The 23,469-nt window shown below is 63.2% G+C and carries 19 protein-coding genes and 1 other RNA gene; 1 reads left to right on the forward strand and 19 read right to left on the reverse strand.

The window, feature by feature from the left end; all coding sequences use genetic code 11:
* Positions 1–71: 71 nt before the first annotated feature.
* Together argJ and secA are read right to left on the reverse strand one after the other, a co-directional pair.
* On the reverse strand, positions 72–1,289 hold the full coding sequence (argJ, locus tag ACIPIJ_RS21600; RefSeq protein WP_401080344.1) for a bifunctional glutamate N-acetyltransferase/amino-acid acetyltransferase ArgJ: 1,218 nt from the start codon (positions 1,287–1,289) through the stop codon (positions 72–74).
* Positions 1,290–1,377: 88 nt separating this feature from the next.
* Positions 1,378–4,113 carry a preprotein translocase subunit SecA gene (gene secA / locus ACIPIJ_RS21605; protein WP_401080346.1) on the reverse strand — a complete coding sequence of 912 codons (2,736 nt, stop codon included), beginning with the start codon at positions 4,111–4,113 and terminating at the stop codon, positions 1,378–1,380.
* A gap of 304 nt (positions 4,114–4,417) precedes the next feature.
* Between secA and ACIPIJ_RS21610 the strand changes: the two genes are divergently transcribed.
* Positions 4,418–4,873 carry a DUF721 domain-containing protein gene (locus tag ACIPIJ_RS21610; RefSeq protein ID WP_401080348.1) on the forward strand — a complete coding sequence of 152 codons (456 nt, stop codon included), beginning with the start codon at positions 4,418–4,420 and terminating at the stop codon, positions 4,871–4,873.
* Positions 4,874–4,934: 61 nt separating this feature from the next.
* On the opposite strand, the gene lpxC is transcribed toward ACIPIJ_RS21610, so the two are convergent.
* The 17 genes from lpxC to rnpB all read right to left on the reverse strand — a co-directional run bounded on the left by lpxC (position 4,935) and on the right by rnpB (position 23,411).
* Positions 4,935–5,846 (reverse strand): UDP-3-O-acyl-N-acetylglucosamine deacetylase, encoded by a 912-nt coding sequence (gene lpxC / locus ACIPIJ_RS21615; RefSeq protein ID WP_012312873.1) that lies wholly within the window; start codon positions 5,844–5,846, stop codon positions 4,935–4,937.
* A gap of 112 nt (positions 5,847–5,958) precedes the next feature.
* The gene (gene ftsZ / locus ACIPIJ_RS21620) at positions 5,959–7,155 is read right to left on the reverse strand and encodes a cell division protein FtsZ (protein WP_016488958.1); all 1,197 of its coding nucleotides are present in this window, start codon (positions 7,153–7,155) and stop codon (positions 5,959–5,961) included.
* Positions 7,156–7,210: 55 nt separating this feature from the next.
* Positions 7,211–8,473 carry a cell division protein FtsA gene (ftsA, locus tag ACIPIJ_RS21625; protein WP_346615700.1) on the reverse strand — a complete coding sequence of 421 codons (1,263 nt, stop codon included), beginning with the start codon at positions 8,471–8,473 and terminating at the stop codon, positions 7,211–7,213.
* A 14-nt stretch (positions 8,474–8,487) separates the two neighbouring features.
* Positions 8,488–9,357, reverse strand: coding sequence for a cell division protein FtsQ/DivIB (locus ACIPIJ_RS21630; protein ID WP_401080351.1), 870 nt, complete (start codon positions 9,355–9,357; stop codon positions 8,488–8,490).
* Between the two features lie 6 nt (positions 9,358–9,363).
* A complete protein-coding gene (locus ACIPIJ_RS21635; RefSeq protein ID WP_401080353.1) occupies positions 9,364–10,320 on the reverse strand; it encodes a D-alanine--D-alanine ligase in 957 nt (318 codons plus the stop codon).
* A complete protein-coding gene (murC, locus tag ACIPIJ_RS21640) occupies positions 10,317–11,765 on the reverse strand; it encodes a UDP-N-acetylmuramate--L-alanine ligase (protein ID WP_401080355.1) in 1,449 nt (482 codons plus the stop codon). Before murC ends, ACIPIJ_RS21635 begins: the two co-directional genes overlap by 4 nt.
* On the reverse strand, positions 11,758–12,837 hold the full coding sequence (gene murG / locus ACIPIJ_RS21645; protein WP_401080357.1) for an undecaprenyldiphospho-muramoylpentapeptide beta-N-acetylglucosaminyltransferase: 1,080 nt from the start codon (positions 12,835–12,837) through the stop codon (positions 11,758–11,760). Before murG ends, murC begins: the two co-directional genes overlap by 8 nt.
* The gene (ftsW, locus tag ACIPIJ_RS21650; RefSeq protein ID WP_401080359.1) at positions 12,827–14,041 is read right to left on the reverse strand and encodes a putative lipid II flippase FtsW; all 1,215 of its coding nucleotides are present in this window, start codon (positions 14,039–14,041) and stop codon (positions 12,827–12,829) included. Before ftsW ends, murG begins: the two co-directional genes overlap by 11 nt.
* A complete protein-coding gene (gene murD, locus ACIPIJ_RS21655; RefSeq protein WP_401080361.1) occupies positions 14,038–15,384 on the reverse strand; it encodes a UDP-N-acetylmuramoyl-L-alanine--D-glutamate ligase in 1,347 nt (448 codons plus the stop codon). Before murD ends, ftsW begins: the two co-directional genes overlap by 4 nt.
* A 6-nt stretch (positions 15,385–15,390) precedes the next feature.
* Positions 15,391–16,473 carry a phospho-N-acetylmuramoyl-pentapeptide-transferase gene (mraY, locus tag ACIPIJ_RS21660; RefSeq protein ID WP_401080363.1) on the reverse strand — a complete coding sequence of 361 codons (1,083 nt, stop codon included), beginning with the start codon at positions 16,471–16,473 and terminating at the stop codon, positions 15,391–15,393.
* Positions 16,473–17,840, reverse strand: coding sequence for a UDP-N-acetylmuramoyl-tripeptide--D-alanyl-D-alanine ligase (murF, locus tag ACIPIJ_RS21665; RefSeq protein ID WP_401080365.1), 1,368 nt, complete (start codon positions 17,838–17,840; stop codon positions 16,473–16,475). Before murF ends, mraY begins: the two co-directional genes overlap by 1 nt.
* Positions 17,833–19,323 (reverse strand): UDP-N-acetylmuramoyl-L-alanyl-D-glutamate--2,6-diaminopimelate ligase, encoded by a 1,491-nt coding sequence (locus tag ACIPIJ_RS21670; protein ID WP_401080367.1) that lies wholly within the window; start codon positions 19,321–19,323, stop codon positions 17,833–17,835. Before ACIPIJ_RS21670 ends, murF begins: the two co-directional genes overlap by 8 nt.
* Positions 19,320–21,053 carry a peptidoglycan D,D-transpeptidase FtsI family protein gene (locus tag ACIPIJ_RS21675; RefSeq protein ID WP_401080673.1) on the reverse strand — a complete coding sequence of 578 codons (1,734 nt, stop codon included), beginning with the start codon at positions 21,051–21,053 and terminating at the stop codon, positions 19,320–19,322. The genes ACIPIJ_RS21670 and ACIPIJ_RS21675 overlap by 4 nt, the downstream gene beginning before the upstream one ends.
* Positions 21,053–21,346, reverse strand: coding sequence for a cell division protein FtsL (gene ftsL, locus ACIPIJ_RS21680; RefSeq protein WP_401080369.1), 294 nt, complete (start codon positions 21,344–21,346; stop codon positions 21,053–21,055). Before ftsL ends, ACIPIJ_RS21675 begins: the two co-directional genes overlap by 1 nt.
* Complete coding sequence (gene rsmH, locus ACIPIJ_RS21685) at positions 21,343–22,290, reverse strand: 16S rRNA (cytosine(1402)-N(4))-methyltransferase RsmH (protein WP_401080371.1); 948 nt, start codon at positions 22,288–22,290, stop codon at positions 21,343–21,345. The genes ftsL and rsmH overlap by 4 nt, the downstream gene beginning before the upstream one ends.
* The gene (gene mraZ / locus ACIPIJ_RS21690; RefSeq protein WP_401080373.1) at positions 22,287–22,742 is read right to left on the reverse strand and encodes a division/cell wall cluster transcriptional repressor MraZ; all 456 of its coding nucleotides are present in this window, start codon (positions 22,740–22,742) and stop codon (positions 22,287–22,289) included. Before mraZ ends, rsmH begins: the two co-directional genes overlap by 4 nt.
* Before the next feature lie 309 nt (positions 22,743–23,051).
* An RNA gene (gene rnpB / locus ACIPIJ_RS21695) (RNase P RNA component class A) lies at positions 23,052–23,411 on the reverse strand.
* Positions 23,412–23,469: the final 58 nt, after the last annotated feature.

Consider the following 23,469-nt stretch of genomic DNA (forward strand, 5'->3'; position numbering starts at 1 on the left):
CTGCAAAAAAGCGCTGACCAGTGCAGGAGCGGCCTAGTGTCTCGACGGGCCGCAAAGCGGCCGCAATTGCATCAGGTACGGTATTCGGCGTTGATCTTCACGTACTCGTGGGACAGGTCGGTAGTCCAGATGGTTTCGCTGCACTGCCCGCGACCCAGCTCGATACGAATGGTGATTTCTTCCTGGGCCATGACTGCCGAGCCTTGTGCCTCGGTGTAGCTCGGGCTGCGGCCGCCCTGGCTGGCGATGCAGACGTTGTCGAGGTACACGTCGATCAGGCTGACATCCAGCTCCGGCACGCCGGCACGGCCCACAGCGGCCAGGATACGCCCCCAGTTCGGGTCGGAGGCGAACAGCGCGGTCTTGATCAGCGGCGAGTGGGCAACGGCGTAACCGACGTCCAGGCACTCCTGATGGTTACCACCGCCGTTGACCTGCACGGTAACGAACTTGGTGGCGCCTTCGCCGTCACGGACGATGGCCTGGGCCACTTCCATGCACACTTCGAACACGGCTTTCTTCAGCGCTTCGAACAGCGCGCCGCTGGCCTCGGTGACTTCCGGCAGGTTGGCCTTGCCGGTGGCGATCAGCATGCAGCAGTCGTTGGTCGAAGTGTCGCCATCGATGGTGATGCGGTTGAACGACTTGTTGGCGCCGTCGAGCATCAGGTCCTTGAGCACCGCTGGGGCGACCTTGGCGTCGGTGGCGATATAGCCGAGCATGGTAGCCATGTTCGGGCGGATCATGCCGGCGCCTTTGCTGATGCCGGTCACGGTGACCGTCACGCCTTCGTGCTGGAACTGGCGGCTGGCACCCTTGGGCAGGGTGTCGGTGGTCATGATGCCGGTGGCGGCTTCGGCCCAGTGGTTTTCCGAGAGGTTGTCGAGGGCGGCCTGCAGGGCGCCTTCGATCTTCTCGACCGGCAGCGGCTCACCGATCACGCCGGTGGAGAACGGCAGTACGGCTTCGGCAGGCACACCCGTCAGTTCGGCCAGCTTGGCGCAGGTGCGCTCGGCAGCGGCCAGGCCTGGTGCGCCGGTACCGGCGTTGGCATTGCCGGTGTTGGTCAGCAGGTAGCGTACGGTGCCCTGAACGCGCTGCTTGGACAGGATCACTGGCGCTGCGCAGAACGCATTGAGGGTGAACACGCCAGCCACGCTGGAGCCTTCGGCGCAGCGCATGACCACTACATCCTTGCGCCCTGGGCGCTTGATGCCGGCAGAAGCAATGCCGAGTTCAAAACCCGGAACCGGGTGCAGGGTGGGCAAAGGACCAAGACCAACAGCCATTAGAGCGCTCCTAGAAAAACGGTGAATATGGAAAAAGGGGGCCGCAATGCGGCCCCCAGGGTTGTCACGATACAACAATCAGGTCAGATCACTCGATCTGACCATGGCAATGCTTGAATTTCTTGCCCGAACCACACCAGCACGGCTCGTTGCGGCCCAGCTTCTGGTCATTGCGCACCGGGGCAGCGGCCACGGCCACTTCGGCGCCCTCTTCGCTCAACTGCTCGCTCTCGAGGCCTGGCGCCGGGGCATGCTGGAACTGCATGCGGCTGGCCAGCTCTTCGGCTTCGCGACGCAGGCGGGCTTCCTCTTCGACCGGGTCTTCGCGGCGTACCTGAACGTGCGACAGCACTCGGATGGTGTCGCGCTTGATCGACTCGAGCAGCTCCTGGAACAGGCTGAAGGATTCGCGCTTGTACTCCTGCTTCGGGTTCTTCTGCGCGTAACCGCGCAGGTGAATGCCGTGGCGCAGGTGGTCCATGGTCGACAGGTGGTCTTTCCACAGGTCGTCCAGTACGCGCAGCAGGATCTGCTTCTCGAAGGTGCGCAGGGCGTCGATGCCGGCCTGGTCTTCCTTCTCGTTGTAGGCGTCGGTGATTTCCTTGATCAGCTTGGCGCGCAGCGTCTCCTCGTAGAGGTGATCGTCCTCGTCGAGCCACTGCTGGATCGGCAGCTTCATGGCGAAGTCGCTGGACAGCGAAGCTTCCAGGCCGGCCACGTCCCACTGCTCGGGCAGCGATTGCGGCGGGATGTGCTGGCTGATGGTGGCATCGAGCACTTCCTGGCGGAACTCGGCGATGGTGTCACCGATGTTCTCGGCAGCCAGCAGGCTGTTGCGCATGTGGTAGATCACCTTGCGCTGTTCGTTGGCCACGTCATCGTATTCGAGCAGTTGCTTACGAATATCGAAGTTGCGGCCTTCGACCTTGCGCTGGGCCTTTTCGATGGCGTTGGTGACCATGCGGTGCTCGATGGCCTCACCGGACTGCATGCCCAGGGCCTTCATGAAGTTCTTCACGCGGTCGGAGGCGAAGATGCGCATCAGGCTGTCTTCCAGCGACAGGTAGAAGCGGCTGGAGCCTGGGTCGCCCTGACGGCCGGAGCGGCCACGCAGCTGGTTGTCGATACGGCGCGATTCGTGGCGCTCGGAGGCGATCACGTGCAGGCCACCCGACTCGATCACCTGCTGGTGACGCTTCTGCCAGTCGGCCTTGATCTGGGCGATCTGCTCGGCGCTCGGGCTTTCCAGGGCTGCCACTTCGGCTTCCCAGTTGCCGCCCAACAGGATGTCGGTACCACGGCCGGCCATGTTGGTGGCGATGGTCAGCGCGCCCGGGGCACCGGCCTGGGCGATGATCTCGGCTTCCTTCTCGTGGTACTTGGCGTTCAGTACCTTGTGCTCGATGCCTTCCTTCTGCAGCAGGTTGGACATGTGCTCGGAGGTTTCGATGGTCGCGGTACCCACCAGCACCGGGCGGCCGAGCACCATGCTTTCCTTGATGTCAGCGATGATCGCGGCGTATTTCTCGTCGGCGGTCAGGTACACCAGGTCGTTGAAATCCTTACGCGCCAACGGCTTGTTCGGCGGGATGACCATCACGTTGAGGCCGTAGATCGACTGGAACTCGAACGCCTCGGTGTCGGCGGTACCGGTCATGCCGGACAGCTTGGTGTAGAGACGGAAGTAGTTCTGGAAGGTGGTCGAAGCCAGGGTCTGGCTCTCGGCCTGGATGTTCAGGTTTTCTTTCGCTTCGATGGCCTGGTGCAGGCCTTCGGACAGGCGACGGCCGGGCATGGTACGGCCGGTGTGCTCGTCGATCAGCAGGACCTGGCCGTCCTGGACGATGTACTCGACGTTGCGGTGGAACAGCTTGTGCGCGCGCAGGCCGGCGTAGACGTGGGTCAGCAGGCCCAGGTTATGCGCCGAGTAGAGGCTCTCGCCTTCGGCCAGCAGGCCAGCCTGGGTGAGCATCTCTTCGATGAACTGGTGACCGGCTTCGTTGAGCTCGACCTGGCGGCTCTTCTCGTCGATGGAGAAGTGGCCTTCCTGGGTGACCTGGCCTTCGACTTCTTCGATGTGCTGGGTCAGGCGCGGGATCAGGCGGTTGATCTCGATGTACAGCTTGGAGCTGTCCTCGGCCTGGCCCGAAATGATCAGCGGCGTACGCGCTTCGTCGATCAGGATCGAGTCGACTTCGTCGATCACCGAGAAGTTGAGTTCACGCTGGAACTTCTCTTCCTGGCTGAACGCCATGTTGTCGCGCAGGTAGTCGAAACCGAATTCGTTGTTGGTGCCGTAGGTGATGTCGGACGCGTACGCGGCGCGCTTCTCCTCGGGTGGCTGGAAAGCCGAGACGATGCCGACGGACAGGCCGAGGAACTCGTACAACGGGCGCATCCAGTTGGCGTCACGGCGGGCCAGGTAGTCGTTGACGGTGACCACGTGCACACCTTTGCCGGACAAGGCATTGAGGTACACGGCCAGGGTACCGACCAAGGTCTTGCCTTCACCGGTACGCATTTCTGCGATCATACCCTCGTGCAGGGTCATGCCGCCGATCAGCTGCACGTCGAAGTGGCGCATGCCCATCACGCGCTTGCCGGCCTCGCGGGCCACGGCGAAGGCTTCGGGCAGCAGTTGGTCCAGTGTCTCGCCTTTGGCCAGGCGCTCCTTGAACTCTGCGGTCTTGCCCCGCAGTTGCTCATCGGAGAGGGCGACCATTTTCTCTTCGAAGGCATTGACGATACTCACCGTCTTGAGCATGCGTTTGACTTCACGCTCATTCTTGCTTCCAAAAAGTTTCTTTAACAAAGGCGCAAACATATCGGCAGGATCTTCCACACGTAGGGATGGAGGGCGGCCCCATGAGTCGCCCGTGCAGCCCTGAGGCCGCATGCGAACGAGCATTCTACCCGGAAACGATGGTGAGGAAAGTGGTGGATTTCCACGATGCTGGCACAGCGCTTTGGCGGGGGCGTTTCTAAGATAAGGGCATTTTCCCTGAGTTCAACCCAGAGCATGATGAAACGTATCGAGAACGACTCGTATCCGGCGAATACACTGCTACGGGCAAGGAGATACCCGGCATCTGTTAGACTGTCGATCTTGTAACCTCATGCGTACCCCCATGGCCTTCAAACCCTCCCCCGCCCAGCAGCCATCCGCGCTGCTGCGCCAGGTCCGCCCGCTGCGCCTGCTGCTGAACCAGGCCGAGCGCCTGGAGCATCTGCAACGCCTGCTGGAAAGCCAGCTGCAACCGGCTGCGCGTGAGCATTGCCATGTGGCCTCGTGGCGCGACGGCACCTTGTTGCTGGTGGTTACCGACGGGCACTGGGCCACGCGCCTGCGCTACCAGCAGAAGCGCCTGATGCGCCAGCTGCAGGCTCTGGAAGCGTTCGGCAACCTGCAGCGTATCCTGTGCAAGGTGCAGCCCCCGCTGGTTCCGGCCAAGCGCGGCAGCAATACCAGCGAACTGTCTCCCAATGCCGCCGAGAGCCTTCGTGATACCGCCGAAGGCATCAGCGACCCCAAGCTGCGCGAGGCGCTGGAACGCCTGGCCAGCCACGCCAAGAGCAAAAGCTGAACCAGCGGCCATAAAAAAGGCCACCCGAAGGTGGCCTCAATGAACTAGAGAGTGTTCGAACTTACACGGCCGCAACAGGGCGCATGTACGAGATCGGTGCCGTGCTGGCATCTTCGAAGGTGACCACTTCCCAGGCATCGGTTTCGGCAATGAGCTTGCGCAGCAGCTGGTTGTTCAGCGCGTGCCCGGACTTGTAGCCCTTGAACTCGCCGATCAGGCTGTTGCCGAGCAGGTAGAGGTCGCCGATGGCGTCGAGAATCTTGTGCTTGACGAATTCGTCTTCGGAGCGAAGGCCGTCTTCGTTCAGTACACCGGTTTCATCGACGACAATGGCGTTCTCGACACTGCCGCCCAGCGCAAGGTTGTGCTTGCGCAGGTATTCGATGTCACGCATGAAGCCAAAGGTGCGGGCGCGGCTGACTTCTTTCACGAACGAGGTGCTCGAGAAGTCGACGACTGCACTCTGGGTTTGGCCCTTGAGGACCGGGTGATCGAAGTCGATCTCGAAGCTCACCTTGAAACCTTCGAAAGGCAGGAAAGTGGCGCGCTTGTCGCCCTCTTCCACTGTCACTTCACGCAGGATGCGGATGAACTTCTTGGCTGCGTCCTGTTCTTCCAGGCCGGCAGACTGAATCAGGAATACGAAGGGACCGGCGCTGCCATCCATGATCGGAACTTCCGAGGCGGAGAGCTCGACGTAGGCGTTATCGATGCCCAGACCCGCCATGGCGGAGAGCAGGTGCTCGACGGTATCGACCTTGACGTCGCCGTTGACCAGCGTGGTGGACATGGTTGTCTCACCGACGTTGGCCGCACGTGCCGGGATCTCGACCACAGGGTCGAGGTCGGCGCGACGGAAGACGATGCCGGTATCGACAGGCGCAGGCTTGAGGGTCAGGTAGACCTTCTCCCCGGAGTGCAGGCCGACGCCTGTGGCACGGATGGTATTCTTCAGGGTGCGTTGTCTAATCATGGCATTGGCCGCTTCATCGCAAATTGCGAACAGGTATCAACAAAGGCTGGGGATGATAACAGACCCGGCCTTTGCTGAACACCAACCACCCTTATACCCCTGATAAATTCCATTAATCAGCCTGACGACGCAGGAAGGCTGGGATATCCAGGTAATCCAGATCATCCTGAGGGTTGAGTTTAGCTGCCGCGGCGGCACCTGCATGGGCCTGGTTGCGCATTACGGTCGGGCGCTCCAGGTCGCGGTAGTTGACCGCAGGCTGCTCCTGGCGAACCGGGGCCGGGTTGGAGGCCTCGTACGCCTGCTGAGCGGTCTGCAGGGTGTTGTCGACCACCTTAACCGGCTTCTCGATGCGCGCGCCCAGGCCAGTAGCGACCACCGTCACGTGCAGTTCGTCGCGCATGTCAGGGTCGATCACGGTGCCGACCTTGACCATCGCGTGGTCGGAGGCAAAGGCTTCGATGATGCTGCCGACGTCGGAGTACTCACCCAGCGACAGGTCAGGGCCTGCGGTGATGTTCACCAGGATGCCGCGGGCGCCCTGCAGGTTGACGTCTTCGAGCAGCGGGTTGCGGATTGCCGCCTCGGTGGCTTCGCGAGCACGGTTCGGGCCGCTGGCGCAACCGGTACCCATCATCGCCATGCCCATCTCGCCCATCACGGTGCGCACGTCGGCAAAGTCGACGTTGATCATGCCCGGGCGCTTGATGATGTCGGAGATACCGCGAACGGCACCGGCCAGTACATCGTCAGCCTTGGCAAAAGCGGACAGCAGGCTGGCATCCTTGCCCAGGATGGTCAGCAGCTTCTCGTTGGGGATGGTGATCAGCGAGTCGACGCTCTCGGCCAGCATGCGGATGCCTTCATCGGCGATCTGCATACGTTTGCGGCCTTCGAACGGGAACGGACGGGTCACCACGGCAACGGTGAGAATGCCCATTTCCTTCGCCACTTCGGCGATGATCGGCGCCGCACCGGTACCGGTACCGCCGCCCATGCCCGTGGTGATGAACACCATGTTGGTGCCCTGCAGCACCTCGGCGATGCGCTCACGGTCTTCCAGCGCGGCCTGACGGCCGACTTCCGGGTTGGCACCGGCACCCAGACCCTTGGTCACACCGGTACCCAGTTGCAGGATGGTGCGTGCGCCAATGCTTTTGAGCGCCTGAGCATCGGTGTTGGCGCAGATGAACTCGACGCCTTCGATGCTGCTCTTCACCATGTGGTTGACGGCGTTGCCGCCGCCACCGCCGACGCCGATCACCTTGATGACCGGGCTTTGCGGGACGTTGTCTACGAGCTCGAACATTTTCCCTCTCCTTACAGTTCTCTAGTTGTCGCGCCTACCACTACTGCTTTGAAACTTAGAAGTTGCCCTGGACCCACTTCTTGAAGCGCTCAAGCACTGGGGCCTTCGGTTCATCGCCATAGCTGTTGTTGCTGCTGTTGCTGTTACCGGTCAGGATCAAGTCCTCGGACTGCTTCAGCAGCCCGTAGGTGAGCAGGCCCACGCCGGTGGAATAGATCGGGTTGCGCACCACGTCGCTCAGCCCCCGAACGCTGTGCGGTACGCCCAGGCGTACCGGCATGTGGAAGATTTCCTCGGCCAGCTCCACGGCGCCTTCCATCTTCGCGGTACCTCCGGTCAGCACGATGCCGGCGGGCACCAGGTCCTCGTAGCCGCTGCGGCGCAGCTCGGCCTGGATCAGGGTGAAGAGCTCGTCGTAACGCGGCTCCACCACCTCGGCCAGGGCCTGACGCGACAGCTCGCGCGGTGGGCGATCACCCACGCTCGGCACCTTGATGGTCTCGCCGGCGCCGGCCAACTTGGCCAGGGCGCAGGCGTAGCGGATCTTGATTTCCTCGGCGTACTGGGTCGGCGTACGCAGGGCCATGGCGATGTCGTTGGTCACCTGGTCGCCGGCAATCGGAATGACCGCGGTGTGACGGATCGCGCCTTCGGTGAAGATGGCGATATCGGTGGTACCGCCGCCGATGTCCACCAGGCACACGCCGAGTTCTTTTTCGTCGTCGGTCAGCACCGAGTAGGCCGAGGCCAGCTGCTCAAGGATGATGTCGTCGATTTCCAGGCCGCAGCGGCGTACGCACTTCTCGATGTTCTGCGCCGCGTTGACCGCGCAGGTGACCACGTGGACCTTGGCTTCCAGGCGCACGCCGGACATGCCCAGCGGCTCGCGCACGCCTTCCTGGTTGTCGATCACGTAGTCCTGCGGCAGGGTGTGCAGCACGCGCTGGTCAGCCGGAATGGCGACAGCCTGGGCGGCGTCGAGCACGCGCTCAAGGTCGGCAACGCTGACTTCGCGGTCGCGGATGGCGACGATGCCGTGGGAGTTCAGGCTGCGGATGTGGTTGCCGGCCACGCCGACGAACGCCGAGTGGATGCGGCAGCCCGCCATCAGCTGCGCTTCTTCCACCGCGCGCTGGATCGACTGCACGGTCGACTCGATGTTCACCACCACGCCCTTCTTCAGGCCGCGAGACGGATGGGTGCCGATCCCGACGATCTCCAGGGTGCCGTCTTCGCCCACTTCACCGACCAGCGCCACCACCTTGGAGGTGCCAATGTCCAGCCCGACGATCATTTTGCCGCTATGCGCGTTTGCCATGGTCCTGCCTCTCTCTAATTCTTCGCAACGGCGGGTTGGGCCGTCGTCGGTGCGTTCGGTTCCCGCCAACCAACGGCAAGTCCGTTGGAATAACGCAGATCAATGCGGGCGATGTTGGTGATCTGCTCTTTGAGTGTCTTGTCGTAAATGGCAATGAAACGGCGCATCTTCTCGACCAGATGGTCGCGCCCCAACAGCAGCTCGATGCCCGGGCCGGCGCTGCCAGCACCGGTGGTCAGGAACCAGCTGCCGCGCTCGCGCAGCTCCAGGCGAGCGATGGAAAAGCCCATGGGGCGCAGCATCTGGCTCAGTACCTGATACTGCTGCATGACTTGCTGCTGAGCACGCTGCGGCCCGGCCAGCTGCGGCAGGTGCTCGTAGTTGGCCAGCTCGCGCGGGGTAAAGGCTTGCCCCTGGTTGTTGAGCAAGGCTTCATCACCCCAGCGCGCCACCGGCAGCTGCTCTTCCAGGCGAATGACCACTTCGTCCGGCCACACCCGGCGCACTTCGGCGTGGGCGATCCAGGGCATCTGCTCGAGCTCTGCACGCATCGCCGTAAGGTCGACACTGAAGAAGCTCGCCGCCACGTACGGCGCGATGCGCTGCTGCACCGACTGCTGGCTGATGTAGCTGAGGTCGCCTTGCACGTCGATCTTGGTGATCGGCCGGTCGGCATACGGCATCAGGCGGATGGCGCCCTCGTAGGCACCAAAGCCTGCGGCCACCAGCAATACAGGCCAGAGCAGGCGCTTGAGGCCACCCAGGCTCGGCCGCGGCAGGCGCGCCGATACGGGCTCGTCGGCCACCAGTCGGCTGGCACCGCGCGGCACCGGCTTGCTGCGGCCGGTAACGGGTTGCTGCTGACGTATCATCGCGCCTTGCATGGCTGGTTAACCTCGCGTCGCTACGCTGTCGGCCAGGATCGCCAGCACCAGTTGCTGGAAGTCCAGGCCGGCCGCGCGGGCCGCCATGGGCACCAGGCTATGATCAGTCATGCCCGGTGCGGTGTTGACTTCGAGCAACCAGAACCGGCCTTGCTCGTCCTGCATCACGTCCAGCCGGCCCCAACCTTCGATGCCGATGGCATCGCAGGCGCGCGCGGTCAGGTCGATCAGTTCCTGTTCCTTGACGGCGTCCAGGCCGCACGGGATGCGGTACTGGGTGTCATTGGCGATGTACTTGGCGTCGTAGTCGTAGAACACGTGCGGGGTGCCCAGGGCGATCGGCGGCAGCACCTGGCCACGCAGAACCGCGATGGTGAACTCCGGGCCGTGAATCCATTGCTCGACCAGAACTTGCGAATCGTAGTTGGCGGCGTCCTTCCAGGCAGCGATCAGTTCCTGCTCGCTGCTCACCTTGGCCATGCCGATGCTAGAGCCTTCATGGGCAGGTTTGACGATAAGCGGGAAGCCCAGTTCCCCACTGGCTGCAACACAATCGCTTTCGCTGGCCAGCACGGCGTGGCGCGGGGTCGGAATGCCCAGGCTCTGCCACACCTGCTTGGTGCGCAGTTTGTCCATGGCCAGGGCCGACGCGAGGATGCCGCTGCCGGTGTAAGGAATGCCCAGGCACTCCAGCAGGCCTTGCATGCTGCCGTCCTCACCGCCACGGCCATGGAGGATGATGAAGGCGCGGTCGATCTTTTCGCTCTGCAGGCGCGCCAGCAGGTCGTCACCGACATCGATGGCGACCACGTCGACACCGGCGCTGGTCAGCGCCTCAATCACCGCAGCGCCGGATTTGAGCGAGACTTCACGCTCGGCGCTCTTGCCGCCGTACAGCACGGCGACGCGGCCGAAGGCCTTGACGTCCAGGGTCGAGTGCAACTTTTCGTAGGCGCTGGTCATTTCGACTTCTCCTGCTTGGCGCCAGCGAACAGCGGGCTTTTCATCAATTGCGGGGCCAGGCCACCGACGTCACCGGCACCCTGGCACAGCAGGATGTCGCCGGCGCGCAGCAGCGGCTTGACCAGCGGCGCCAGCTCGGCACCACGTTCGATGTAGATCGGGTCCAGCTTGCCGCGCTGACGGATGCTGTGGCACAGCTGGCGGCTGTCGGCGCCAGGGATCGGCTCTTCGCCGGCCGGGTAGACCTCCATCAGCAGCAGCACGTTGGCATCGCCCAGCACTTGTACGAAGTCGTCGTACAGGTCACGGGTGCGGCTGTAGCGGTGCGGCTGGTAGACGATGACCAGGCGCCGGCTAGGCCAGCCACCACGCACGGCCTTGATCACCGCGGCCACTTCGGTCGGGTGGTGACCGTAGTCGTCGACCAGCATCACGCTGCCACCGTCGACCGGCAGTTCGCCGTACACCTGAAAGCGTCGGCCGACACCTTGGAAGCCGGAAAGGCCCTGGACAATGGCCTCGTCGCTGATGCCTTCGTCGGTGGCGATGGCGATGGTCGCCAGGGCGTTGAGCACGTTGTGGTTGCCAGGCATGTTCACCGACACGTCAAGCGGCTCGCAGTCACGGCGCAGCACGGTGAAGTGGGTCTGCATGCCCTGCTGGCGAACGTTGATGGCGCGGATGTCGGCCTCTTCGCTGAAGCCATAGGTCACGGTCGGGCGTTTGACCTGAGGCAGAATCTCGCGCACCACCGGGTCGTCCAGGCACATGACAGCCAGGCCGTAGAACGGCAGGTTGTGCAGGAACTCGACGAAGGTTTTCTTCAGTTTGTTGAAGTCACCCTCGTAGGTGGCCATGTGGTCGGCGTCGATATTGGTGACCACGGCGACCATCGGCTGCAGGTGCAGGAAGCTGGCGTCGCTCTCGTCGGCTTCGGCGATCAGGTAGCGGCTGGTGCCCAGCTGGGCATTGGTGCCGGCAGCGGTCAGGCGGCCACCGATGACGAAGGTCGGGTCCAGCCCGCCGGCGGCGAATACCGAGGCCAGCAGGCTGGTGGTGGTGGTCTTGCCGTGGGTACCGGCCACCGCTACGCCGTGGCGATAGCGCATCAACTCGGCGAGCATCTCGGCACGCGGCACCACTGGAATACGCCGCTCGAGCGCGGTGGCGACTTCCGGGTTGGCTGGGTTGATCGCGCTGGACACCACCAGCACATCGGCATTGGCGGCGTTCTCGGCACGGTGGCCGACAAAGATCTCGGCGCCGAACGACTCCAGGCGCTCGGTGACCGGCGACGCCTTGAGGTCGGAGCCGGACACCTGGTAACCCAGGTTCAGCAGCACTTCGGCAATACCGCACATGCCCACGCCGCCGATACCGACGAAGTGGATGCGGTTGATGCGGCCCATCTTCGGGTGAGGCATGGCTTTCTGGCTTTCAACCATGGGCCACCTCCAGGCAGATATCGACCACGGTGCTGGTTGCTGCAGGCTTGGCCAGGCGCCGTGCGGTGCCAGCCATGTTGTTGAGTTTCTCGGGTTGCATCAGCACCTCGTTCAGGCGTTCAGCGAGCTGCGCTGCGCCAGTTGTCGCTTGTGGCATGAGGAAGGCGGCGCCTTCCCCTGCCAGATATTGGGCGTTGTGGGTCTGGTGGTCGTCGATGGCGTGGGGCAAAGGCACCAGCATCGAAGGCAAGCCCGCTGCGGCGAGTTCGCTGACAGTCAGGGCACCGGCCCTGCACACCACCATGTCGGCCCAGCCATAGGCATGGGCCATGTCTTGGATAAAGGGCTCTACCTGAGCCTCGACTCCCGCCTCCTGGTAACGCTCGGCGGTGATCGGCGCGTGGTGCTTGCCGGCCTGGTGGAACACCTCTGGGCGCAGGTTCGCAGGCACTTCGGACAGGGCCTTAGGCAACAATTTGTTCAATGGTTCCGCACCCAGGCTGCCCCCCATGACCAACAGGCGCGCGCGGCGCGCGGCCAGGGGCGCACGTTGCGCGTCCATGAACAGCTCCGGGCGCACTGGATTGCCCGTGGTTCGCAGCTTGTCGCTAGCATCGAAGGTGCCTGGGAACGCTTCGCAGACCCGCGCCGACAGCGGCACCAACAGGCGATTGGCGGTACCGGCGCGGGCGTTCTGTTCGTGGATCACCAGCGGCACACCGCACAACCGCGCAGCCACGCCACCCGGGCCGGTGACATAGCCACCGAAGCCCAGGACGCAAACCGGCTTGAGCTGACGAATGATGCGCCGCGCCTGCAGCACCGCCTTGACCAGGGTGAAGGGTGCCTTGAGCAACGACAGCTTGCCCTTGCCACGCAGGCCGCTGACCTGGATCAGGTGCAATGGCAGGCCGGCCTGTGGTACCAGCTCATTCTCGATCCCGCGTGGCGTACCCAGCCAGTGCACGTTGTAGCCACGCTTCTGGAATTCACGGGCGCAGGCCAGTGCCGGGAACACGTGGCCACCGGTACCGCCCGCCATGATCAGAACATTTTTGCCGTCAGCGGCCATGACTGGTCTCCTCGGCAAAATCGCTTTCGCTGAATTCGTGTTCCTCACTGCCCAGGTGCGTGCGGCTTTCCCATTCGATGCGCAGCAACAAGCCCACGCAGGCGCAGCAGATCACCAACGAGCTGCCCCCGTAGCTGAGGAATGGCAGCGTCAGGCCCTTGGTCGGCAGCAGGCCCACGTTCACGCCGATGTTGATCAGGAACTGGCCGATCCACAGGAAGGCCAGGCCGAACGCCATGTAGGCGGCGAAGAACTGCTTGGCCTTTTCGGCCCACAGGCCGATGTACAGGGCACGCACGGTGACGAAGACGAACAGCGCGATGGTTACCAGCGAACCGACCACGCCCAGCTCTTCAGCGAGCACCGAGAACACGAAGTCGGTATGCGCCTCTGGCAGGTAGAACTGCTTCTGCACGCTGTTGCCCAGGCCCACGCCCAGCCACTCGCCGCGGCCGAAGGCGATCAGCGCCTGGGTCAGCTGGTAGCCGGAGCCGAACTGGTCGGACCAGGGGTCGGTAAAGGTGATCAGACGCGCCATCCGGTAGGGCTGCGCCTGCACCAGCACGAACACCGCGACCACCGCCAGCACCACCATCAGGCTGAAGCGGAACAACCCCACCCCGCCGAGGAACAGCATGGCCGCCGCAGCCCCCATCATCACTACCGTGGCACCGAAGTCCGGCTCCATCAGCAGCAGGCCGGCCATTGGCAGCAGCACGATGAACGGTTTGAAGAAGCCCATCCAGCTTTCGCGCACTTCGGTCTGGCGGCGCACCAGGTAGCCGGCGAGGTAGATGACCACGAAAACCTTGGCGATCTCAGATGGCTGGACGTTGAAGAAGCTGAAGCCGATCCAGCGCATCGAGCCGTTCACTTCGCGGCCGATGCCGGGCACCAGTACCATCACCAGCAGGGCGAAGGCCCCCACCAGCATCATGAAGCCCATGCGCTGCCAGGTGGCGATCGGCACCATCATGGTAGCGCCGCAGGCGACCAAGCCGATGGCCACGTACACCAGATGGCGGAACATGTGGTAAAGCGGATTGCCGGATTGTACGGCTGCCACTTCCGAGGACGCCGAGGTGATCATCACCAGGCCCAGGCCAAGCAGCGCAAGGCAGCCGGCCAGGAACGCGAAGTCGAGGTCGATGCCACGGCCGCTGATCAGCGGCGACGGGTACGGCTTGAGGATGTTGAAGATCATGCCAGCCCCCCCGCCGCCTGGGCGAACAGGCGCCCGCGCTCTTCGAAGTTCTTGAACATGTCGAGGCTGGCGCAGGCGGGCGACAGCAACACGGCATCGCCAGGTTGGGCAAGCTCGGCGCACCGTTGCACGGCCTCATCCAACGTCTTCACCCGCACCAGCGGCACGGCATCGCCCAGGGTTTCGGCCAGGCGCTCGGCATCGCGGCCGAGCAGCACCACGGCGCGGCAGAAACGCGCGACCGGCTGGCGCAGGGCAGCAAAGTCGGCGCCCTTGCCGTCGCCGCCGGCGATCAGCACCAGTTGCCCTTCGATGTCGGCGCCCAGTCCTTCGATGGCAGCCAGGGCGGCCCCCACGTTGGTGGCCTTGGAATCGTCATACCAGTTCACGCCGTTGCGTTCACGCACCCACTGGCAACGATGGGCCAGGCCGCCGAATTCGCGCAGGGCCTCGAGCATCGGCTCGAACGGCAGGCCCGCGGCATGGCCCAGGGCCAGGGCCGCCAGGGCATTGCTTTGATTGTGGGCACCGCGGACCTTGAGCTCACGCGCTGGCATCAACGCCTGGAACTCGAAGGCCAGGTATTTTTCGCCATCGACTTCACGCAGGCCAAAGCCTTTGAAGTCTGGCTGGTTGAGGCCGAAGGTCCAGCACGGGCGGCCTTCGACTGGCAGTGGCCGGCTCAGGGCATCCTGACGGTTAACGACCACTTGCTGGGCACCACGGAAGATCCGGTGCTTGGCCAGGTGATACGCCGGCAGGCCGCTGTAGCGGTCCATATGGTCTTCGCTGATGTTCAGCACGGTGGCCACTTCAGCATTGAGCTGGTCGGTGGTTTCCAGCTGGAAGCTCGACAGCTCCATGACATACAGCTCGACGTCATCGCTGAGCAGGTCCAGCGCCGGCGTGCCCAGGTTGCCACCGACAGCCACGCGCTTGCCGGCCTTGGCCGCCATCTCGCCGACCAAGGTGGTCACGGTGCTTTTCGCGTTGGAGCCGCTGATCGCGATGATCGGCGCCTTGGCATGGCGAGCGAACAGCTCGATGTCACCGGACAGCTTCACGCCACGCGCCGCCGCCTGCTGCAAGGCCGGGGTGGCCAGGGCCAGGCCAGGGCTCACGTACAGCTCGTTGGCGCGGCACAGGAAGTCCACGTCCAGTTCACCACAGCGCACTTCCACCTGCGGATAATCACGGCGCAGGGTGTCCAGTTCCGGCGGTTGCTCGCGGGTGTCGGCGACCGCAAAGGCAATGCCCCGGCTCGCCAGGAAGCGAACCAGGGACATGCCGCTCTTGCCGAGGCCGACAACGATGCGGAATTGGTCGGAAGCGATCAGTGACACGCTCGTCTACCTCAATTTCAGGGTTGCAAGGCCGATCAGCACCAGAATCACGGTGATGATCCAGAAACGGACGATCACCCGTGGCTCAGGCCAGCCCTTGAGTTCAAAGTGGTGGTGGATCGGCGCCATGCGGAACACGCGCTTGCCAGTGAGCTTGAAGGAAGCGACCTGGATCACCACCGACAGGGTTTCCATCACGAAGATGCCACCCATGATGAACAGCACGATTTCCTGACGCACGATCACGGCGATGGTGCCCAAGGCGGCGCCCAGCGCCAGCGCACCGACGTCGCCCATGAACACTTGGGCTGGGTAGGTGTTGAACCAGAGGAAACCCAGGCCCGCGCCAATCAGCGCGCCACAGAAGACGATCAGCTCGCCCGAACCCGGCACGTAAGGGATCAGCAGGTATTCGGCGAACTTCACGTTACCCGACAGGTAGCAGAAGATGCCCAGCGCGCCGCCGACCATCACCGTTGGCATGATCGCCAGGCCATCGAGGCCGTCGGTCAGGTTGACCGCGTTGCTCGAGCCAACGATGACGAAATAGGTAAGCACGATGAAACCGATGCCCAGCGGGATGGTAACGTCCTTGAGAAACGGCACGATCAGGGTGGTTTCGACCGTCGTGGGGGCAGTCTTGAACAGGAAGATTGCAGCGCCCAGGCCGAACACCGACTGCCAGAAGTACTTCCAGCGGCTCGGCAGGCCACGCGAGTTCTTTTCGATCACCTTGCGGTAGTCGTCGACCCAGCCGATCGCACCGAACAGCAGCGTAACGATCAGCACCGTCCACACGTAGCGGTTGGACAGGTCGGCCCACAACAGCGTGCTGATGCCGATGGCGGACAGGATCAACGCGCCCCCCATGGTCGGGGTGCCGGATTTGGACAGGTGCGATTGCGGGCCGTCGTTACGGACAGCCTGACCGATCTGGCGAATCTGCAGGGTACGGATCATCCAAGGGCCCAGGCACAGCGCCAGCGACAACGCGGTCAGTACACCGAGGATCCCGCGCAGGGACAGGTACTGGAAGACCGCGAAGCCCTTGTGAAACTGTTGCAGATACTCAGCCAACAGCAGCAGCATTAATGTTTCTCCCCGCTGGCACCGCACAGTGCAGCCACGACGTTTTCCATCGCAGCGCTGCGCGAGCCCTTGATCAAGATAGTGGTATTGCTGGCAGATTCGGCGTGAACGGCCTCGATCAGCTCAGCTTGAGTAGCGAAATGACGGCCATCGGCGCCGAACGCGTCGACCGCATGTTTCATGTTGGAACCCACTGCATACAGGGCGTCGACCTTGCCGCGCGCGTACTCGCCCACCTGACGGTGGCCTTCCTCCGCCCACTGGCCCAGTTCGCCGATATCCCCAAGCACCAGAACGGTGCGCCCGGAAAAGCCGGCGAGTATATCAATGGCCGCGCACATGGAGGTGGGATTTGCGTTGTAACTGTCATCGATCACGCGCACGCCGTTCGGCGCGATTTGCGCCACGGTGCGGCCCTTGACCGGTTGAACGGCGTTCAGCCCTGCAGCGATGCCATTGAGGCTCAGACCAACGGCATGCGCAGCGGCTGCGGCGGCCAGGGCGTTGCTGACGTTATGCTCACCCAGCACATTCAGCTGCACGGCTACCGACTCACCGGCGCCATGCAGCGTGAACGACGGGCAGCCACGCGCATCACGGCCGATATCGGTGGCGTAGAAGTCGGCGCGCACATCATTGCGGGCAAAACTGATGACCTTGTGCGCACCGGCACGTGCTTTCCAGATAGCAAACGCCTTGTCGTCCAGGTTGAGTATGGCCGTGCCGCCCTCGCCCAGGCCTTCCAGGATCTCGCCCTTGGCTTCGACGATCTTGTCCGGGCCGCCGAACTCGCCAACGTGGGCAGTACCGGCGTTATTGATGATGACTACCTGCGGCTGGGTCAGCCCCACGGTGTAGCGGATCTCGCCGATGCGCGAAGCCCCCAGCTCGATGACCGCTGCACTGTGCTCGGGGGCAATTTCCAGCAGGGTCAGTGGGGCACCGAGGTCGTTGTTCAGGTTGCCGCGGGTGGCATGCACCAGGCCGCGGGTACGCAGGATGCTGGCGAGCATCTCCTTGACCGTGGTCTTGCCGCTGGAGCCAGTAATGGCCACCACCGGCTTGTCGAAGGCGACGCGGTTCAGCGCCCCCAGCTGGCCGAGCGCGACACGGCAGTCCTTGACCAGCAGTTGCGGCAGGTCGACACCGACCACTTCACGCTCGACCAACGCCGCCACGGCGCCTTTGGCCTGTACATCGGCCAGGTAATCATGGCCATCGAAACGCGGGCCGGTCAGGGCGACAAACAGTTGTCCGGCACCGACGCTGCGGCTGTCGATGCTGACACCGTCGAAGCGGGCGTCGGCACCGACCAGGTGAGCACCCAATGCTGTGGTCAGCTGGCTGAGTGTCATGGGCTTAAGCATGTGGCGCCTCCCAGGCTGCAAGGGCCTTCTCGGCTTCGACCAGGTCGGAGAAATCATGGCGTTCGCCATTGATCTCCTGGTAGTCCTCGTGCCCCTTGCCTGCCAGCACGATCACATCATCGGCAGCGGCAGAAGCGATGAGCCGTGCAATGGCCTCACCGCGACCGGCGACGAACGCAACGTCGGCAGGCCGGGCAAACCCAGGGCGAATATCGCCGAAGATGCCTTGCGGGTCTTCGGTACGCGGGTTGTCGTCGGTGACCATGACGCGATCAGCCAGGCGCTCGGCCACCTGGGCCATCAGCGGGCGCTTGCCGCGATCGCGGTCACCGCCACAGCCGAACAGGCACAGCAACTGACCGTGAGCGTGCGGGCGCAGGGCTTCGAGGACCTTATCCAGGGCGTCGGGGGTGTGCGCGTAATCGACCACCACCAGCGGCTTGTTGCCGCCGCCCAAGCGCTGCATACGGCCAACCGGCCCTTGCAGTTGCGGGGTGACTTTGAGAATTTCGTCCAGCGAGTAATCCAGCGCCAACAGCGTTGCCACGGCCGCGAGCATGTTGCTCAGGTTGAAGCGGCCGAGCAGCTGGCTACGCAACGTGCGCTCACCCTGGGCGGTTCTGATGACAGCGCGCACGCCATCGTCATCGAACGTCGCTTCACGGCAATACAAGGAAGCGTCCGGGTTTTCCAGGCTATAGCTGAGCAGCCGGGTCTCGATATGATCAGCACTCGGGCGGCGGGCAAAGTCAGCTGCCAGGCGGCGCCCGAAAGCGTCATCCAGGTTGACCACCTGGCAACGCAGGCTGGGCCAGGCGAACAGCTTGGCCTTGGCGGCCTCGTAGGCCTCCATGCTGCCGTGGTAATCCAGATGATCCCGGGACAGGTTGGTCATCACCGCGATATCGAATTCCAGCGCCGCAACGCGCCCCTGCTCCAGAGCATGCGAGGAAACTTCCATCGCCACGGCCTTGGCGCCGCCCTTCTTGAGGTCGTAGAGGGTCGACTGCACCGCGATCGGGTCCGGCGTGGTCAGGCGGCCGCTCTGCAGCTCGCCAAAGAACCCTGTGCCCAGCGTGCCGATCAGGCCGCAACGCTGGCCCAGCAAATCAAGCGCCTGAGCCACCAGTTGGGTGACGCTGGTCTTGCCATTGGTGCCAGTAACCCCTACCAGGTTCAACTGACGGCTCGGCTCGCCATAGAAACGACCGGCGATATTCGACAATTGGGCGATCAGCCCCTTGACCGGAATCAGCGGCGCATCGGTGATCGGCAGTACGCTTGCGCCCTGCACTTCATAGGCGACCGCAGCAGCGCCAAGGGCCAGGGCATCGGCGATATGGTCACGGCCATCGACCTTGGCCCCCGGCACGGCGAGGAACAGGTCACCCGGGCGCACGGCGCGGCTGTCCAAGGTCAGTTCACGGATCAAGGGATCGCGGCTGGCGTCGGCGAAAAGCTTGCTCAGTGGCATCGTCATCATCCACGCCCTCCCTTGGCGGGTACTGCATTGACTTGCTGTTGCTCGGTTGGCGGCGGCAGGTTGTCCGGCGGCACGTTCATCAGCCGCAGGGTGCCGGACATGACCTTGCTGAACACCGGCGCCGATACCAGGCCACCGAAGTAGCCGCCCTTGCTCGGTTCGTCGATGACCACGACGACGGCGTAACGCGGGTCGCTCATCGGGCCGAAGCCTGCGAACAACGAGCGGTAGGCGTTCTCGGTGTAGCCCTTGGAGCCGACGGTCGCCTTACGCGCCGTACCCGACTTACCACCCACGTGGTAGAACGGCACCTGGGCGCGGAACACGCCGCGCGGCGCCTCGATCACCTGCTGCAGCATGCCCTGCACGGTTTCGGCGGTTTCTTTCGGAATGGCCTGCACCGCCTCGGGGGCCTTGTCGACCTTGAGGATCGACAGCGGCACCATCTTGCCGTCGTTGGCCAGCGCTGCGTAGGCATGCACCAATTGCAAGGCGGTTACCGACACGCCGTAGCCGTAGGACAAGGTGGCGGTTTCGGCCTTGCGCCATTCGCGGTGGTTGGGCAGGTTGCCGACGCGCTCGCCCGGGAAACCCAGGCCGGTGTACTGGCCCAGGCCGACCTGGGACATCACCCGGTAGATGGCTTCGCCGCCGATATCGAAGGCGATCTTGCTCATGCCGACGTTACTGGAGTTGATCAGGATGCCGGTCAGGTCAAGGATCGGGCCCTCGCTGCGGGACACGTCCTTGATGGTGTAACGGCCGATCTGCAGGCTGCCCGGGTACACCTCGACCTTGTCGGTCGGTTTCCAGCGGCCGCTCTGCAACGCAGCACTCATGGAGATTGGCTTGACCGTGGAGCCCGGCTCGAACACGTCGATGATCGCCCGGTTACGCATCGCGGCCGGGAACATGCTACGGCGGTTGTTCGGGTTGTAGGTCGGCTGGTTGACCATGGCTAGGACCTCACCGGTCTTGACGTCCATGATCACCAGGCTGCCGGCCTTGGCGTCCTGCTCGGCGATGGCGTTGCGCAGCTCGCGGGTGGCCAGGTATTGCAGGCGCAGGTCGATGGACAACGCCAAGGTCTTGCCGGCCTTGGCGTTCTTGGTCACCTGGATGTCCTTGATCAGCCGGCCGCGCCGGTCCTTGATCACCTGCCGCTTGCCGGGCACGCCGGCCAGCCATTCATCGTAGGCCAGTTCCACGCCTTCACGGCCATGGTCGTCCAGGTCGGTGAAGCCGACCATGTGTGCGGTGACATCACCGGCCGGATAGAAGCGGCGGAATTCTTCAAGGCCGTAGACACCCGGCACTTTCAGGTCGAGCACGTGCTGGCCCTGCTCAGGGGTCAGGCCACGGACCAAGTAGATGAACTCTTTGCTGGCCTGCTGGGTCAAGCGCTCGGTCAGCTGCTGGGCGTTTTGCCCAAGTGCAGCGGCCAGCTGCGGCCAGCGCTCTTTGGAGGCCTGCATTTCCTTGGGGTTGGCCCACAAGGTGGTGACCGGCGTACTGACGGCCAGCGGCTCACCGTTGCGATCGGTAATCAGACCACGGTGTGCCGGAATCGGGATATGACGCAGGCTACGGGCATCGCCCTGGCCTTTGAGGAAGTCACGGTCGACCACCTGCAGGTCGATGATGCGCCAGCAGATGGCACCGACCATCACCGCCAGCAAGCCGATCACCACGCGGAAGCGCCACGGGTAGAGTGCGCCTTCGAGCTTCATCATGGCGCCACCATCCGCACTTCGTCTGCCGCAGGCACACGCATTTTCAGCTGCTCGGAGGCCAGGCTCTCGATGCGGCTGGCGGCGGTCCAGGTGCTTTGCTCGAGGATCAGCCGGCCCCACTCGGCCTGGGCCTTGTCGCGCTCGTTCAACTCACCGTACAGGGTATTGAGCAACTGGCGGTTCCAGTGGGCGCTGTAGGACACGGCGATGGCCGAAACGAGCACGCCGACAAACAGCAGAAGCATCAGCAAGCTGCCGCCTGGCAAAGGTTTGGCAAATAGCCGGCTCACCGAAGCTTCTCCGCCACCCGCATGACGGCGCTGCGCGACCGCGGGTTGGCTTTGAGTTCTGCATCGGAGGCGAACTGTGCCTTGCCGATCAGTTTGATCTTGGGCTCGAAGACCTTGTGCTGCACAGGCAGATTGCGCGGCAGGTTGTCGGCCTCGCCTTTGACCAGCTTGCGCATGAACAGCTTGACGATACGGTCTTCCAGCGAATGGAAGCTGATCACCGCCAAGCGACCACCGACTTCCAAGGCGTCGAGCGCCGCTTCAAGGCCGGTCTCGAGGTCGCCCAGTTCGTTGTTGACGTGGATACGCAGGCCCTGGAAGGCACGGGTGGCCGGGTTTTTGCCCTTTTCCCACGCAGGGTTTGCCACCTTGAGCACTTCGGCCAGGTCGGCGGTACGTGTGAACGGCTGCTTCTCGCGGCGCTCGACCACGGCACGGGCCATGCGCCCGGCAAAACGCTCCTCGCCGTACTCTTTGAATACACGAGCGATTTCTTCGGCAGGCGCAGTGGCGATGAACTCGGCGGCGCTGATGCCCTGATCAGGGTTCATGCGCATATCCAGTGGGCCGTCATTGAGGAAGCTGAAGCCACGCTCGGGGTCATCCAGCTGCGGCGAAGACACGCCCAGGTCGAGCAGAATCCCGCTGACCTTGCCATCCAGGCCGCGCTCGGCCACCTCGGCGCCCAGCTCGGCAAAGCTGCGCTGCACAATGACAAAGCGGCCGTCTTCGGCCGCCAGCGCTTGCCCGGTGGCAATCGCTTGAGGATCTTTGTCGAAACCCAGTAGCCGCCCTTGCGGCCCGAGCTTGCTGAGAATCAGACGGCTGTGCCCGCCGCGGCCGAAGGTGCCGTCGAGATAGCAACCGTCGGCGCGCAGGGCCAATGCCTCGACAGCTTCGTCGAGCAGGACGGTGATGTGGTTGAAGCCGCTATCTATGGTCACAGGATCAGGTCACGCAAATCGTCGGGCATGGCGCCCGGTTGTTGGATAGCTGCAAGGTCGGCTGCCGAAACTGCGTTCCAGGCCTCCTCATCCCACAGCTGGAATTTGTTCAACTGCCCCACCAGCATCGCCTTCTTGTCCAGCTTGGCGTAGTCCCGCAGGCGGGGCGGTACCAGGAAACGACCGCTGCCATCGAGCTCCAGGTCAACCGCATTACCGATCAGCAAACGCTGAAGGCGGCGGTTTTCCTCACGCAACGACGGCAAGGCGCGCAACTTGGTTTCAATCTGTTCCCACTCATCGAGGGGATAAACACACAAGCAGGGGTCAACGGCGTCAATGGTCACGATCAGCTGACCCTTGCAACGCGAATCGAGCTCGTCACGGTACCGGCTCGGCATGGCGAGACGGCCCTTTGCATCGAGGCTGACGGCGTTGGCTCCGCGGAACACGGCTGCGATTCCCCACAATGTTAACTTTTTTGTGCCAGAAAACCCACTTCATCCCACTTTCTGCCACTTGCGCACACTATAGGAATCCGCCCGCTGCACCGTCAAGGCACGTTCATAAGGAAAACCCTTACAGGACCGCGATTTAGCGCGATATTGGAAGATGGAAGGAGTGCCGGCGCATGAAAAAAACGTGAAAAATCAAACCAACTCAAACGAATGCAGTTCGAAGTTAAAGTGATTTATTAAGAGTAAGATTTTTTCGGTATTACCAGGACGGATCTGCTATCGATTAAGCAGGAGGGGAGAGAGGTGGAGAGTCGATCTGTAAGCCGGGTTTTGTCGAGGACAGTCATTCCTCTACGACGGCCATCACTGGACGCCTCTAGCAACCTACCCGGTTCCGACGCGGGCCACGCCTGATGGAACCCTATTTGGTCTTGCTCCGAGTGGGGTTTACCTAGCCACGAACTGTTGCCAGCCGTGCGGTGCGCTCTTACCGCACCTTTTCACCCTTACCGGCACCGAAGTGCTTAGGCGGTTATTTTCTGTGGCACTTTCCGTAGGCTCGCGCCTCCCAGGCGTTACCTGGCACTCTGCCCTATGGAGCCCGGACTTTCCTCCCCCGCCTTTTGCGGAACAAAAGACGGCAGCGACTGTCCGATCGACTCTCCGCCGACAAGGTTAACGGCAGGCGCGCTCAAGAACAAGCAATACCGCAAATTACATC

This window comes from Pseudomonas sp. NPDC087185 (assembly GCF_044744955.1).
GTDB lineage: Bacteria > Pseudomonadota > Gammaproteobacteria > Pseudomonadales > Pseudomonadaceae > Aquipseudomonas.

Coding starts and splice junctions, on each gene's coding strand:
- argJ (WP_401080344.1), bottom strand. CDS start 1,289: ATGGCTGTTGGTCTTGGTCCTTTGCCCACCCTGCACCCGGTTCCGGGT.
- secA (WP_401080346.1), bottom strand. CDS start 4,113: ATGTTTGCGCCTTTGTTAAAGAAACTTTTTGGAAGCAAGAATGAGCGT.
- ACIPIJ_RS21610 (WP_401080348.1), top strand. CDS start 4,418: ATGGCCTTCAAACCCTCCCCCGCCCAGCAGCCATCCGCGCTGCTGCGC.
- lpxC (WP_012312873.1), bottom strand. CDS start 5,846: ATGATTAGACAACGCACCCTGAAGAATACCATCCGTGCCACAGGCGTC.
- ftsZ (WP_016488958.1), bottom strand. CDS start 7,155: ATGTTCGAGCTCGTAGACAACGTCCCGCAAAGCCCGGTCATCAAGGTG.
- ftsA (WP_346615700.1), bottom strand. CDS start 8,473: ATGGCAAACGCGCATAGCGGCAAAATGATCGTCGGGCTGGACATTGGC.
- ACIPIJ_RS21630 (WP_401080351.1), bottom strand. CDS start 9,357: ATGCAAGGCGCGATGATACGTCAGCAGCAACCCGTTACCGGCCGCAGC.
- ACIPIJ_RS21635 (WP_401080353.1), bottom strand. CDS start 10,320: ATGACCAGCGCCTACGAAAAGTTGCACTCGACCCTGGACGTCAAGGCC.
- murC (WP_401080355.1), bottom strand. CDS start 11,765: ATGGTTGAAAGCCAGAAAGCCATGCCTCACCCGAAGATGGGCCGCATC.
- murG (WP_401080357.1), bottom strand. CDS start 12,837: ATGGCCGCTGACGGCAAAAATGTTCTGATCATGGCGGGCGGTACCGGT.
- ftsW (WP_401080359.1), bottom strand. CDS start 14,041: ATGATCTTCAACATCCTCAAGCCGTACCCGTCGCCGCTGATCAGCGGC.
- mraY (WP_401080363.1), bottom strand. CDS start 16,473: ATGCTGCTGCTGTTGGCTGAGTATCTGCAACAGTTTCACAAGGGCTTC.
- murF (WP_401080365.1), bottom strand. CDS start 17,840: ATGCTTAAGCCCATGACACTCAGCCAGCTGACCACAGCATTGGGTGCT.
- ACIPIJ_RS21670 (WP_401080367.1), bottom strand. CDS start 19,323: ATGATGACGATGCCACTGAGCAAGCTTTTCGCCGACGCCAGCCGCGAT.
- ACIPIJ_RS21675 (WP_401080673.1), bottom strand. CDS start 21,053: ATGAAGCTCGAAGGCGCACTCTACCCGTGGCGCTTCCGCGTGGTGATC.